We start from the raw sequence: 12000 nt of genomic DNA on the forward strand, positions 1-12000 counted from the left end.
CTAGAAAAGAAGCGAGGACCCGCATGTTCATCGTCGACACCCAGATCCACGTGTGGAAGGAAGAAACCCCCGACCGCCCCTGGGTCCCCGGGGCGCGCGAGCGGATCCGGCTGAACGGCCACCGCGAGGAGGCGTTCAGCTACCAGGAGGCCCTCGGCCTGATGGACGAGGCGAAGATCGACCGGGCGCTGATCGTGCCGCCGTCCTGGGAGGGCGACCGGATCGACTACTCGCTCGAGGCCTGCGAGGCGCACCCGGACCGCTTCGGCGTGATGGCGCGCGTTCCGCAGAACAAGCCCGAGGAGGGCGCGGAGCTGATGCGCGAGCTGGCCGCGAACCCGTACGTGAAGGGCACCCGGCTCACCTTCCACCGGCCGATCGACCGCAACTGGATGATCGACGGCACCTGCGACTGGTACTGGCCGCTCGCCGAGGAGCTCGGCCTGGTCACCATGGTGCACGCGCCGATCTGGAAGGCGGAGCTCGGCCAGATCGCGGCCAAGCACCCCGACCTGAAGATCATCATCGACCACATGGGCATCATGGCCCGCTGCGTGGACGACGCGATCGGCTACTGGGTCCAGGAGACCGCCGACCTGTGCAAGCACCCGAACATCTACGTCAAGGTGTCCGCGGTGCCCGGCTACTCCACCCAGCCGTTCCCGAACCTGAACATCGCGAAGTACGTGCACGAGGTCGTGGACAAGATGGGCCCGGAGCGCGCCTTCTTCGGCACCGACATCACCCGGCTGATGGGGCACGGCATCACCTGGACGGACACCGTCGAGCAGTTCACCGAGCACTTCGGCTTCACCGAGGAGGAGCTTGAGTGGATCATGGGACGGGGGATCAGCGAGTGCCTGGGCTGGCCCGTGCCGGAAGGAAAGTGATGGCTGAGGGATCCGCGGCTCTCGACGGCGGCGAGGCCATCCTCGCCGCCTGCCGGGACATCGGCGTCGATGTCGTGTTCTGCTCCTCGGGCTCCGAGTGGGCGCCGGTGTGGGAGGCCCTGGCACGGCAGCGCCGTGACGGGGCCCCCGGGCCGCGCTACCTGGACCTGATGCACGAGACGCTCGCCGTCGCGATGTCCACCGGCTACACCCTCGCCACCGGCCGGCCGCAGCTCGTGCTGCTGCACGCCGTGCCCGGCCTGCTGCAGGGGGCGAACGGCATCCACGGCGCGCTGCTGACCGGCGTGCCGATGGTGGTCGCCTCCGCCGAGTCCACCACGTACGGCGAGACCGGCACGGACCCGGGCTCGCAGTGGTACCGGAACCTCTCGATCGTCGGCGGCCCGCAGGCCGTCGCGGCGCCGTTCACGAAGTGGTCCACGCAGGTGGGCGATGCCTCGACCGCCTACGGCCACGTGGTGCGCGCGGCCGAGCTGGCCCGCCGCGCGCCGGCCGGGCCGGTGTACCTCAACGTGCCGATGGAGGTGCTGCTCCAGCCGTGGAGCAGGCCCGCCGCGGCCCGTCCGGTGCCCGAGCCCGGCGCCCGGGTGAGCCCGGCCGTCGAGCTGGAGCGCGCCGCCGGGCTGCTGAAGACGGCCCGCAGGCCGGTCATCCTGACCGAGTCGGCGGGCCGGCACCCGGACGGCTTCGAGGCGCTGCTGGAGCTCGCCGAGGCCCTGGAGATCCCGGTCGTCGAGCCGCAGTCGGCGGTCTGCGCGAACTTCCCGCGCACCCACCGGCTGCACCGCGGCGGCGACCCGGCGGCCCTGCTCGCCGAGGCCGACCTCATCGTGCTGGTCTGCTGCCGCGCGCCGTACTACCCGCCGAGCAACCGGCCCGCGGACTCGCGGGTGCTGGTGATCGACGACGTGCCGCACCGGCCGTACGTGGACTACCAGGTCCTCGGCGCGGATCAGTACCTCGAGGGCGATGTCGCGCCGACGCTGCGCGCACTGACCGCGTCGGTGCGCGAGGCGGGGATCGACGGGGCCCTGACGGGCGAGCGCGCCGAGCGGTTCGCCGCTGCCCCGGCCGAGCGGCCGCGTCCCGAGGCGGCGGGCATCGACCCGGCCGACGTCGTGGACTGCCTGCGCGAGCTGCTCGACCCGGACGCCGCGGTGATCGACGAGACGATCACCCACGCGCGGGTCGTGCAGGGCCGGCTGAAGGCGGACCGGCCCGGGCGGTACAGCTACGTGCAGGGCGGCCTCGGCCAGGGCATCGGCGTCGCGCTCGGCGTGAAGCTGGCCGACCCGGCCCGCGAGGTCGCGCTGACCGTGGGCGACGGGTCGTTCCTCTACAACCCGATCGTGCAGTCGCTGAGCGCGGCCAAGAGCCTGGACCTGCCGGTGCTCATCGTCGTGTTCAACAACCGGCAGTACCTGTCCATGAAGCTCAACCACCTGCGCTTCTACCCCGAGGGCACCGCGGTCGCCGAGGACGACTTCCACGGCGTCGACCTGTCCGACCAGCCCGACCTGGCCGCCCTCGCCGAGCCCTTCGGCCTGCTCGGGCTGACCCTCTCCGAACCCGACGAGCTGCGCGCCGGACTGGAGAAGGCGCTGCAGGCCGTGCGCGGCGGCACCACCGCGATCGTGGACGTCCGCGTCAACCGCTGAGACCTCTCTTTGGAGCCCTGATATGCCACCAGCCCGAGTGAGCGTGCCGGAGAAAAGCCTGCGCACGCTCGTCAGCGATCTCTTCCTCTCCTACGGCCTGACCCGCGACCACGCCGAGACGCTCACCGACGTGCTCGTCTGGGCGAACCTGCGCGGGGTCGACTCGCACGGCGTCTCCCGGGTGCCGCGCTACCTCGAACTGTTCGAGAACGGCCAGGCCAACGCGCGGCCCGACGTGACCGTGGACGTGCTGCGCCCGGCCATCGCGATCGTCGACGCGGACTCGGCCCCCGGCCCGGTCGCGCTGACCCGCGCGATGGACGAGGCCGTGAGCATGGCCCGTTCCACCGGTGCCGCGTGGGTGGCCGTGCGCGGCACCGTGCACACCGGCGCGATCGGGTACTACACCGAGCGGGCCGCGCAGTACGGCATGGCCGGGCTCGGCATCGTGGCCGGCGTGCCGAACATGGCGTACCCCGGGAGCAACACCTCGGCCGTCGCCACCAGCCCGCTCTCGGTGGCCGTGCCCGCGGGCAAGCACCCGACCGTGACGCTGGACATGGCCACGGCGGTCATCGCCCTCGGACGGATCGCCCAGCTCAAGGCGCAGGGCAAGCCGCTGCCCGAGGGCGCGGCGGTGACCAAGGACGGCCGGCCCACCACGGACCCGGCCGAGGCCGCGATCCCGCTGCCGGTGGGCGGCGCGAAGGGCGCGGGCATGTCGCTGCTGTTCGAAATGCTCGCCGGCGGCCTGACCGCCAACCCGATCGTGCCCGCCTACCACGGCGGGACCGAGGAGGGCCGGCGGCACCGGCAGAACGCGCTGCTGATGGCGATCGACATCGCGGCCTTCACCCCGGTCGAGCAGTTCCGGAGCACGGTCGACGCGACGGTGGACGCCATCAAGGCCCTGCCGCCGTCCGACCCGGACGCGGAGATCCTGGTCCCCGGCGAGCGCGGCGCCCGCACCTTCGACGAGCGCTCCGCCGCCGGCATCCCGCTGCCCGCCAAGCTGCTGGCCTCGCTGAGCCAGGCGGCCGCGGACAAGGGCGTCGCGATCCCCGAAGAGCTGCCCTCCGTGTAACCCCGCAGGAAAAGGGAGATCCCCGCCGACCGAGAGGTCGGCGGGGATCTCTGTCTCCCGGGACTCCTCGCTCATGCGGAAATCCCCGCCGACCTCCGTCGGCGGGGATCTTCGTCTCCCGGGACTCTCCGCTCACCAGGAAATCCCCGCCGACCACCGTCGGCGGGGATCCCTGTCTCCCCCGGTCAGAGCTCGTTGCCCCAGAAGTAGCGGGCGGTCATCTCGACAAGCTGCAGCTTGGCGTGCTGTTCGGCCTCGGTGAAGGCGGCCGGGGCCGCGGCGAATCCGCCGTTGGTGGAGATCGCGATGTCGTCGATGTCGACGATCCTCGCGGCCTGGTCGACGCGCGCGACGAGCTCGTCCACGTCCTCGGGCTCCGTCGTGGACAGGTCCACGACGCCGAGCGAGACGACCGTGCCCGGCGCCAGTTCGGCGAGCGGGAAGCGGCCGGCCTCGTCGGCCGGGTACTCGACGTGCACGCGGGCGAAGGGGCCGCCGGCGAGCAGCGCGGCGATCGCCTCCGTGTCGTAGCCCTGGTTCACGTAGCCGGCGCCCGACGTGGTGAGGTCGAGGCCGACGCGGAAGTCCGCGGGGACGTCCAGGCCGGCGATCGCCTTCGCGTCCACGGCGCGCAGGCGCGCGAGGATGGCGTCCGGCTCCAGGCCGAGCTCCTTGGCCCGCTCCCGTCCGGCGCGGGTGACCAGGATGCCGGCGAGCGGGTTGTGCAGCTGCACGTAGGCGACGCCGTCCGCGGCCAGCGCCTCGATCTCGTCGTGCGCGATGGCCGCGAGCGCCGCGGCGTCCGCGTCGTTCGCGCCGCTGAGCTCGGCGACGAAGCCGGGCGCGGGCAGCGCAACGAGCAGCGGGCGCTGGATCGCGCCGGCCAGGAACGCCGTCTCGTCCTGGACCAGCCGGCCGCGCGCCTTGGGCGAGCCGACCAGCGGGCGGAACTCGGGAGCCAGCAGCGGGCCGACGAGCTCGGCGACCCCGCCGCGGGCGTCGGCCTCCACGCCGAAGCCCTCGATCTGGTCGTAGTACGGCGCGAGGCTGTTGCGGCGGCGGAACTGGCCGTCGCCGATCGCCGCGAGGCCCAGCCGGCGCTGCGCGCGCACGGCGGCGCGGATCGCCTCGTCGAGTCCCTCGGCGCCGCCGCCGAGCTCCGCCGGGCGGATCAGCGTGCTGTGGTGGTCGATGTGGTACTTGAAGTCGTCAGCCATTGCCGTTCGGCTCCTTCCGCGCCCCGGCCCAGGCCGGGAACTCCGTCGACCAGCCGGCCGCCTCGACGACGCCCTTGGCGATCGCCTCGTCCTCCTCCGCGCTGCCGCCCGCGATCCCGACGCCGCCGAGGATCTCGTCGCCGCGCTTGAGCGTGTAGCCGCCGAGGGTGGCGACGATCGGCTGGTGGCCCATCCGCGCCACCTGGCTGAAGAACACCGGGTCGCCGTTCGACCAGGCCTTGAGCATCGCCGTGGGCCGCTGCATCACGGCCGCCGAGTACGCCTTCGAGATCGCGATGCTCGGCGTCATCGGCCGCGCGCCGTCCATCCGGCTGACGGCGACGACGTAGCCGCCGTAATCGACCACTGCGACGCTCACCGCCTTGCCGAGATCGAACGCGCGCTGCTGCGCCGCCTCGATCAGCGCCTGGGCTTCCTTCAGGGTGGGTCCGCTCATCACTTCGCTCCGTAGATTTGAGTCAGGAACCGGCCGAGCGCGGCGTTGAACAGCTCGGGCGCCTCCCAGTACATCGAGTGCGGCGCGTCGGGGACGAGCTCGAGGACCGAGCCGGCGATCCGCTTCGCCGCGGCGCGGACCGTGTCCGCGCTCAGCACCGCGTCGAGCTCGCCGGCCAGGAAGCAGATCGGGATGCCCGAGTCCACCACCGTCTGCACGCTCGGGCCGTCGGCGTTGAGGTTGCGCAGGTCGGCCATCTTCGCCGTGTTGAACGTGCCCATCTGCCGGAACAGGAAGGTCTTCGCCGGGTCCCGCTCCCGGAAGGCGGGGGTGAGCAGCCGGTCGAGCACCGGCAGCTTCTCCGCCTCGGCGCGGTCGGCGCGCACCAGCGCGGCGAGCTCCTCGTCGGCGATCCCGCCGAGCGAGTGCGCGAGCACGACGCCGGCCGCCTTCGCCGGGTCGCGCAGCGCGGTCTTGAGCGCGGCCGCGGCGCCGATCGACTGCCCGAGCAGCACCGCCTTCCCGACGCCGGCCGCGTCGAGCACGGCCTCGATGTCGTCCGGGAAGACGCGGCTGTCGAACTCGTCCATGCCGGAGTCGGAGCGCCCGAATCCGCGCAGGTCGAGCGTGATCACCTGGTACTCGGCCGCGAGGACCGGCACCTGCTGCCACCAGGCGGCGTGGTGGCCGCCCGACCCGTGCACGAACAGCACGGCCGGCGCGCCCTGCGGGCCGTGGACCTCGTAGTAGATCTGCGTTCCGTCAGCGGAAGTCGCGAAGGGCATCGCGCTCAGCTCTCCTTCTTGGGCGCGCCGCCGCCGGGCCGGTTGCCGTGGTAGACGAGCTCGATCATGGTGTGGTCGGGGTCGTGGATGTAGCAGAACTTGGAGTTGTTCTCCGGCCGCTCGATCGTCCGGGTGTGCCGGATGCCGAGGCCGTCGAGGTGCTCCATGAAGCCGTCCCAGTCCTCGACCTCGACGGCGAAGTGGTACGGCGACATCCGGTCCATCTCCTCGACCGGCGTGAAGTGCAGGTCGAAGTTGCCGCGCGTCATCAGCACGACCTTGGTGTTGCTCTTCGGGGTGATCGACTTGAGGCCGAACACCTCGGAGTACCACTTCTTCGTGCGCTCCGGGTCGGTCGTCGGGAAGTTCACGTGGTGTATGTACGCGGGCCGATTGCTAGTCATGGTGCTGATTCCTCCGTCACGGGGTTGGCGAGGCTGCCGATGCCGGTGATCTCGATGCCGAGCGTGTGGCCCACGGGCATCTCGACCATCGCGTCGGTGCCCATCCAGATCACGTCTCCCGCGCGCAGGGTGATGTAGCGGGAGATGGCGCAGATGTAGTCGTAGGGGTCGAAGAGCATGCCGCCGGTGGGGAACTCGGCGAGTTTGTCACCGTCGAGGGTCACGGTGGTGGTCGCGCCGAGCGGGTCGGCGTCGGTCTCGATCCACGGCCCCATCGGCTTGAAGGTGTCGCTGTTCTTGGCGCGCCACAGCGTCCGGTCGGCGCGCTGCCAGGTGCGGGCGCTGACGTCGTTGCCGATCGTCCAGCCGAACACGCTGGCCTGCGCCTCGTCGCGGGAGCAGCGGCGCACGTCCCGGCCGATCACCGCGACGAGCTCGGCCTCCGCCTCGAACGGGCCGGTGCAGTCGGCGGGCTTGACGACCGCCTCGCCGTGCCCGATCAGCGCGCTCTGCGCCCGGTACCCGACCTCCGGCCGCTTCGGGATCGCCACGGACGAAACCCGCGCGGAGGCCTCCGCGTTGTGCGCCACGTAGTTGAATCCGACCGCGTAGAACGTCGGCGGGATCACCGGCGGCAGCAGCGCGGCGCCGGCGAGCGGAAGCCGCGTCGCAGAGCGCTGGTATTCACCGAACGGACTGCCGTGGACGAGGACCAGCTCCTCGTCCTCGACGATCGCGAACGCCGTGTGCCCGCCGTATCGAGTTCTCGCCCAGCGCATCAGCCGAGAGCCAGCTTGTGCGAGACGCGCTTGGTCACCAGGTAGCCGTCCAGGCCCTCGGCGCCGCCCTCGCGTCCGTGGCCGCTCTCCTTGAATCCGCCGGAGGGCGCCTGCGGCACCGAGCCGCCGGTGTGGTTGATGGACAGGATGCCGGCCTCGAAGCCGCGGACCAGCCGGTCGGCCGTGGCCGCGCGCTCGGTGAACCCGTAGGCCGCGAGCCCGAACGGCAGCGCGTTCGCCCGCTCCATGACCTCGTCCAGATCCGAGAACTCGAGGATCGGCGCGACCGGGCCGAACGGCTCCTCGTGCAGGATCCGGGAGTCCTCGGGCACGTCCACCAGCACCGTCGGCGGGTAGAACAGCCCCTCGCCCTCCGGGACCTGGCCGCCGGTCAGCACGCGCGCACCGCGCTTCTGGGCGTCGAGCACCAGCTCGTGCACGCCCTCGCGCCGCCGCTCGTTGGCCATCGGGCCCATCGTCACGCCGCTCGCGAGGCCGTTCCCCACCTTCACCGCCTCGCTCGCCGCGACGAAGGCCTCGACGAACCGCTCGTAGATCGCCTCGTGCACGTAGAACCGGCTCGGCGACGTGCAGACCTGGCCGGCGTTCGCGTACTTGCCGCGCGCGCAGGCCTTCGCCGCGGCCACCGGGTCGGAGTCCGCGCAGACGATGACCGGAGCGTGGCCGCCGAGCTCCATGCCGGTCGGCTTCATCACCCCGGCCGCCATCCTCGCCAGGTGCTTGCCGACCGGGATCGAGCCGGTGAAGGCGACGAACTTCACGGTCGGCGACGGGATCAGGTGCTCGGAGACCTCCGCCGGCACGCCGAACACGAGGTTGAGCACGCCCGGCGGCAGCCCGGCCTCCTCGAAGCAGCGCGCCATCAGCACGGACGTGCCCGGCGTCTCCTCGGAGGGCTTGATGATGATCGAGCAGCCCGCGGACAGCGCCGCGGCGATCTTGCGCATCGGGCCGCCCGCCGGGAAGTTCCACGGCACGAACGCCGCGACCGGCCCCACCGGCACCCGGTGCACGCTCAGCGTCTCGCCGACCGCGCTCGGGATGATCCGGCCGTGCGCGCGCCGGGCCTCCTCGACGTTGTACTCAAGCAGCGCGGCCGCGCGGCCCGCCTCGCCGACCGACTCGGCCAGCGGCTTGCCCTCCTCGGCCGTCATCACGCGGCCGATCTCCTGCGCGCGCGACCTGATCAGCGCGGCGGCCTTGCGCAGGATCGCGCTGCGCTGCTCGATGGGCGTGTCGCGCCACACGGCGAAGCCGCGCTCGGCGGCCGCGAGTGCGCGGTCCAGGTCCTCCGCCTCGGCCACCGGCACCCGGCCCAGCACCCGGCCGGTGGCCGGCTCCGTCACCGGCTCGCCGCGTCCGCCCGCGCCCTGCGTCCAGGCGCCGTCGATGAACAGCGCAAGCTCGGGATATTCCACCTCGAACTCGTCCATGTCAGTTCTCCCCATCCCGATTGCTCTGCAGCGTCCAAAGGTGGTGCGGCGGGGTCTCGGCGTGCACCCGCGTCTCCCAGGTGTCGTCGACGCGGTCCATGTCCGCCGCGTACTCGACCCGGCCGCCGCACGGCGCGTGCACGAAGCGGAAGACGTTCGAGCCGATCGTGTGCCGGCCCAGCTTCCGCGCCTCCCGCCAGCCGTTCTCGATCATGAAGTTGGCGCCGTTGACCACGTCGTCGAACGACGCGACCTCGTACGCGGTGTGGTTGACCCCGGCCCGGTCCGGCCGGTGGCAGAGCAGCATCGTGTGCTGGTCCGCGTCGCCGGGCGCGCGCATGAACACGCCCATCGGCTCGACCACGTCGGTGGCCTTGAAGCCGAGCCGGTCCAGGTAGAAGCCGACGGCCCGCTCGCGGCCCTGCTTCGGGATGTTCAGCGCCACATGGCAGATCCGCAGCGGGCTCACCCGGCCGGGCGGGTCCAGCGGCGTGTTCAGCCGCGCCTTCGTGCCGAAGCCGTTGGTGCCCGGGTACTCGACGACGGGCTCCGTGACCTGCTGCACCGCGAAACCGAGGCCGAAGCCGGTCTCGTCGAGCGTGTGCAGGCTGCCGTCCTCGTCCACGCGCACCTCGCGGTCGCGCTCCAGTTCGGCGCGCAGCTCGTCGAGGGCTTCCGGCGAGTCCACCCCCCACACCACTTCCCGCAGCGTGGGCCCATCCTCCAGCGGAGCCGGCAGGCCGGGCTCGTCCATCGGGACCAGCCGGATCTCCTGCCCGACCCCGGTCCGGAGGCCCTGCAACCCGAAATCCTCGAAGAAGCGGGTGCACCGCGGGATGTCGTCCACCGCGTAGACGACGCGCTCGATACGCGTGATTGTCACCAGCACACGCTCCTGTCCAAGTCCGTCGTATTCGCCACTGAGGCTAGGGAGGTTCGCAGAGCGCGCTCAAGGGCCGGTGATGGCCTGAACTGCACTCTTAGTTTGCGGAGCGGTCAGCGGGTGCTTCCGGAACCAGGCCGAGATGTAGTCGAGGAACACCCGCACCTTGCGCATCGTGTGCGAGCCCGGGGAGTGCACCGCGTACAGCGAGCGCTCCGGTCCGCCGTACTCCGGCAGCACGCGGATCAGCGAGCCCTCCTCGAGGTCCGCCATGACCGTGCGCATGGGCATCAGCGCGATGCCCCGGCCGCGCACCGCCGCCTTGCGCAGGGTCAGGTAGCTGTTCGAGGAGTAGACCGCGGAGACGACCTTCAGCCGGGTCTGCTCGCCCTCGTGGGTGAGGTTCCAGATCGGGTCGTTGATGTGCACCAGGCAGTCGTGCTCGCCGATCGCGACCGGATCGGTGATCGGGTCGCGCAGCTTCAGGTACGAGGGCGCCGCGCACAGCACGTAGTCGATCCCGGCGACCCGGCGCACGAGCAGCGTGCTGTCCCGCAGGTCACGGGTGTGGAATGCGATGTCGTAGCCCTTGTCCAGGAAGTCGAAGGTGCGGTCCGACATCCCGCCGACCTCGAAGCGCACGTGGATCTTCGGGTGGTCCACGGCGAAGTCCGCGATGGCCTCGCCGAGGTCCAGGTTGCCGATCCACTTCGGGCAGATCACGGCCAGCGGCCCCTCGGGCCGGTCGTGGATGCCGCGCAGCGCCTCGTCCTCCGACTCGATCTCCTCGATGATGCGGCTGGAGAAGTCGAAGTAGCGGCGTCCGACCGTCGTCAGCGTGACTGTCCGGGCGGTGCGGTTGACCAGGCGGAGCCCGAGCTGGTTCTCCAGCTCGGACACGTGCCGGGAGACCAGCGACCCGGATATCCCGAGGTGCCGGGCCGCCTGGCTGAAGCTGCCGTGCCGGCCGACCCCGACGAAGCTGCGCATGACCGTGATGCGGTCCATCGTGACGCTCCTTTGCGTGCTGCGTGGACGGGGCCCCTGCGCGGGTCCCGGTACACCGTTCTCTCACTAGATCGATCTATCTGTAAAGCACGATCCTGAGAAAACGCCCAGATCAACCCGCGATTCGGCGGTATCCGCGCACGTCAGGGAAGGGCGGCTGGCGATCCGGCTGCAGATCCACCTGGAAGGTGTTGAGCAGCATCGCGAGCATCGAGTAGTTGCCGAGCGAGCCGATCAGGTCGACCAGGCCCTGCTCGCCGAAGCGCTCGAGGCCCTCGGCGAAGGTCTCGTCGCTCACGAAGTGGGTCTCGAGCACCTCGGTGGCGAAGCGGTGCAGCAGTTCCGCGTCCGGGTCCGGGAACTCCGGCTTCTCCCCGCGCGCCATCCGCTCGATCGCGGCGCGGTCCACGCCCGCCTCCACGGCCTTGTCGACGTGCGCGTTCCAGGAGTACTGCGCGGAGAAGTGACGTGCCGCGACGAGCAGGCTCAGCTCCCGCAGGTGCAGCGGAAGCGCGGACTCGAAGCGGCAGTACGCGCCGAGCGCCTCGACGCGCTCGCACAGTTGCGGGCTGCGCAGCCAGACCAGGAACGGCCCGCGGGTGCCGCCGCGCCGCGCGGTGATCCGCGCGCTCAGCTCGGCCTGCTCGGGGCTCAGTTCGGTGAGCGGTCCCAGGCGCATGGGGTGGTTCTCCTTCGATCGGATGAAGTGGCGTGATCCCACTCTCCACGCTCGCGGCCCGGCGAGACAGCAGCTGGCGTGCAGGATTAGTCTTCGGCTCCGCGAACCCCGGCCCGGCCCGGCGCCCCGTAGTCTCGCCGCATGACCATCATCAAGGCAGCGGAAGTCACCCGCCTGGGCCGCGGCGGCGGCGTCGAGACCATCCCCCTCATCACCCGCCACACCGCGACCGAGCACATCACGATCACCTCGGGCATCAGCACGTACCCCGTCGGCACCGGCGCCCCGATGCACACGCACAACTGCGTCGAGCACGTCACCCTCCTCGCCGGCACCGGCGAGTGCGTCATCGACGGACAGGTGACCCCCTTGGAGCCCTACGACACCACCTACGTCGAAGCCGGCATCCCCCACCTGTTCCGCAACACCGGCGACGTCCCGATGACGATCCTGTGGATCTACGACACGGACTACGTCACCCGGACGTTCATGGCGAACGGGAAGACGGTGGAGCACCTGTCGGCGGACGATCGGATGGTCGAGGACTGAGGTGGGGGGGGTGAGGTTGGGGGTGAGGTCTGGAGGCTGAGGTTGAGGATTGAGGTTGAGGATTGGGGTCGGGGGCTGCGGCCAGGGGCTGTCTAAGCCTGACGATCGACGACCGGCCCTGCCTACGTCGCC

General features: G+C 71.3%; 13 protein-coding genes. 4 read left to right on the forward strand and 9 right to left on the reverse strand.

Going from position 1 to position 12000, the window contains the following annotated elements; genetic code table 11:
• Positions 1-23: 23 nt before the first annotated feature.
• The 3 genes from KDK95_RS18955 to KDK95_RS18965 are packed head-to-tail and all read left to right on the forward strand — an operon-like array spanning position 24 to position 3653.
• Positions 24-890, forward strand: a complete 867-nt coding sequence (locus KDK95_RS18955) for an amidohydrolase family protein (protein WP_212519536.1) — start codon at positions 24-26, stop codon at positions 888-890.
• A complete protein-coding gene (locus KDK95_RS18960; protein WP_212519537.1) occupies positions 890-2569 on the forward strand; it encodes a thiamine pyrophosphate-dependent enzyme in 1680 nt (559 codons plus the stop codon). Before KDK95_RS18955 ends, KDK95_RS18960 begins: the two co-directional genes overlap by 1 nt.
• A 22-nt stretch (positions 2570-2591) precedes the next feature.
• Entirely contained in the window at positions 2592-3653 is a 1062-nt protein-coding gene (locus KDK95_RS18965; RefSeq protein ID WP_249161526.1) for an Ldh family oxidoreductase, read from the forward strand.
• Positions 3654-3838: 185 nt separating this feature from the next.
• On the opposite strand, the gene KDK95_RS18970 is transcribed toward KDK95_RS18965, so the two are convergent.
• From KDK95_RS18970 to KDK95_RS19010, 9 genes are all read right to left on the reverse strand, one after another.
• Positions 3839-4870 carry a uroporphyrinogen decarboxylase/cobalamine-independent methonine synthase family protein gene (locus KDK95_RS18970; protein ID WP_212519539.1) on the reverse strand — a complete coding sequence of 344 codons (1032 nt, stop codon included), beginning with the start codon at positions 4868-4870 and terminating at the stop codon, positions 3839-3841.
• Entirely contained in the window at positions 4863-5327 is a 465-nt protein-coding gene (locus tag KDK95_RS18975; RefSeq protein ID WP_212519540.1) for a GlcG/HbpS family heme-binding protein, read from the reverse strand. Before KDK95_RS18975 ends, KDK95_RS18970 begins: the two co-directional genes overlap by 8 nt.
• Positions 5327-6112, reverse strand: coding sequence for an alpha/beta fold hydrolase (locus KDK95_RS18980; RefSeq protein WP_212519541.1), 786 nt, complete (start codon positions 6110-6112; stop codon positions 5327-5329). The genes KDK95_RS18975 and KDK95_RS18980 overlap by 1 nt, the downstream gene beginning before the upstream one ends.
• A 5-nt stretch (positions 6113-6117) precedes the next feature.
• Positions 6118-6516 (reverse strand): VOC family protein, encoded by a 399-nt coding sequence (locus KDK95_RS18985; RefSeq protein ID WP_212519542.1) that lies wholly within the window; start codon positions 6514-6516, stop codon positions 6118-6120.
• A complete protein-coding gene (locus KDK95_RS18990) occupies positions 6513-7295 on the reverse strand; it encodes a fumarylacetoacetate hydrolase family protein (protein WP_212519543.1) in 783 nt (260 codons plus the stop codon). Before KDK95_RS18990 ends, KDK95_RS18985 begins: the two co-directional genes overlap by 4 nt.
• Positions 7295-8749 (reverse strand): NAD-dependent succinate-semialdehyde dehydrogenase, encoded by a 1455-nt coding sequence (locus KDK95_RS18995; RefSeq protein WP_212519544.1) that lies wholly within the window; start codon positions 8747-8749, stop codon positions 7295-7297. The genes KDK95_RS18990 and KDK95_RS18995 overlap by 1 nt, the downstream gene beginning before the upstream one ends.
• Before the next feature lies 1 nt (position 8750).
• On the reverse strand, positions 8751-9632 hold the full coding sequence (locus KDK95_RS19000) for a VOC family protein (RefSeq protein ID WP_212519545.1): 882 nt from the start codon (positions 9630-9632) through the stop codon (positions 8751-8753).
• A gap of 66 nt (positions 9633-9698) precedes the next feature.
• Complete coding sequence (locus KDK95_RS19005) at positions 9699-10640, reverse strand: LysR family transcriptional regulator (RefSeq protein ID WP_212519546.1); 942 nt, start codon at positions 10638-10640, stop codon at positions 9699-9701.
• Between the two features lie 112 nt (positions 10641-10752).
• Positions 10753-11319 (reverse strand): carboxymuconolactone decarboxylase family protein, encoded by a 567-nt coding sequence (locus KDK95_RS19010; protein WP_212519547.1) that lies wholly within the window; start codon positions 11317-11319, stop codon positions 10753-10755.
• 141 nt (positions 11320-11460) lie between these two features.
• Between KDK95_RS19010 and KDK95_RS19015 the strand changes: the two genes are divergently transcribed.
• Positions 11461-11868, forward strand: a complete 408-nt coding sequence (locus KDK95_RS19015; RefSeq protein ID WP_212519548.1) for a cupin domain-containing protein — start codon at positions 11461-11463, stop codon at positions 11866-11868.
• Positions 11869-12000: the final 132 nt, after the last annotated feature.

This window comes from Actinospica acidithermotolerans, from assembly GCF_018139625.1.
GTDB classification, from domain to species: domain Bacteria; phylum Actinomycetota; class Actinomycetes; order Streptomycetales; family Catenulisporaceae; genus Actinospica; species Actinospica acidithermotolerans.

Bases quoted from the DNA above. Each gene is read 5' to 3' on its own strand.
- KDK95_RS18955 (WP_212519536.1), top strand. From the start codon at position 24: ATGTTCATCGTCGACACCCAGATCCACGTGTGGAAGGAAGAAACCCCC.
- KDK95_RS18960 (WP_212519537.1), top strand. From the start codon at position 890: ATGGCTGAGGGATCCGCGGCTCTCGACGGCGGCGAGGCCATCCTCGCC.
- KDK95_RS18965 (WP_249161526.1), top strand. From the start codon at position 2,592: ATGCCACCAGCCCGAGTGAGCGTGCCGGAGAAAAGCCTGCGCACGCTC.
- KDK95_RS18970 (WP_212519539.1), bottom strand. From the start codon at position 4,870: ATGGCTGACGACTTCAAGTACCACATCGACCACCACAGCACGCTGATC.
- KDK95_RS18975 (WP_212519540.1), bottom strand. From the start codon at position 5,327: ATGAGCGGACCCACCCTGAAGGAAGCCCAGGCGCTGATCGAGGCGGCG.
- KDK95_RS18980 (WP_212519541.1), bottom strand. From the start codon at position 6,112: ATGCCCTTCGCGACTTCCGCTGACGGAACGCAGATCTACTACGAGGTC.
- KDK95_RS18985 (WP_212519542.1), bottom strand. From the start codon at position 6,516: ATGACTAGCAATCGGCCCGCGTACATACACCACGTGAACTTCCCGACG.
- KDK95_RS18990 (WP_212519543.1), bottom strand. From the start codon at position 7,295: ATGCGCTGGGCGAGAACTCGATACGGCGGGCACACGGCGTTCGCGATC.
- KDK95_RS18995 (WP_212519544.1), bottom strand. From the start codon at position 8,749: ATGGACGAGTTCGAGGTGGAATATCCCGAGCTTGCGCTGTTCATCGAC.
- KDK95_RS19005 (WP_212519546.1), bottom strand. From the start codon at position 10,640: ATGGACCGCATCACGGTCATGCGCAGCTTCGTCGGGGTCGGCCGGCAC.
- KDK95_RS19010 (WP_212519547.1), bottom strand. From the start codon at position 11,319: ATGCGCCTGGGACCGCTCACCGAACTGAGCCCCGAGCAGGCCGAGCTG.
- KDK95_RS19015 (WP_212519548.1), top strand. From the start codon at position 11,461: ATGACCATCATCAAGGCAGCGGAAGTCACCCGCCTGGGCCGCGGCGGC.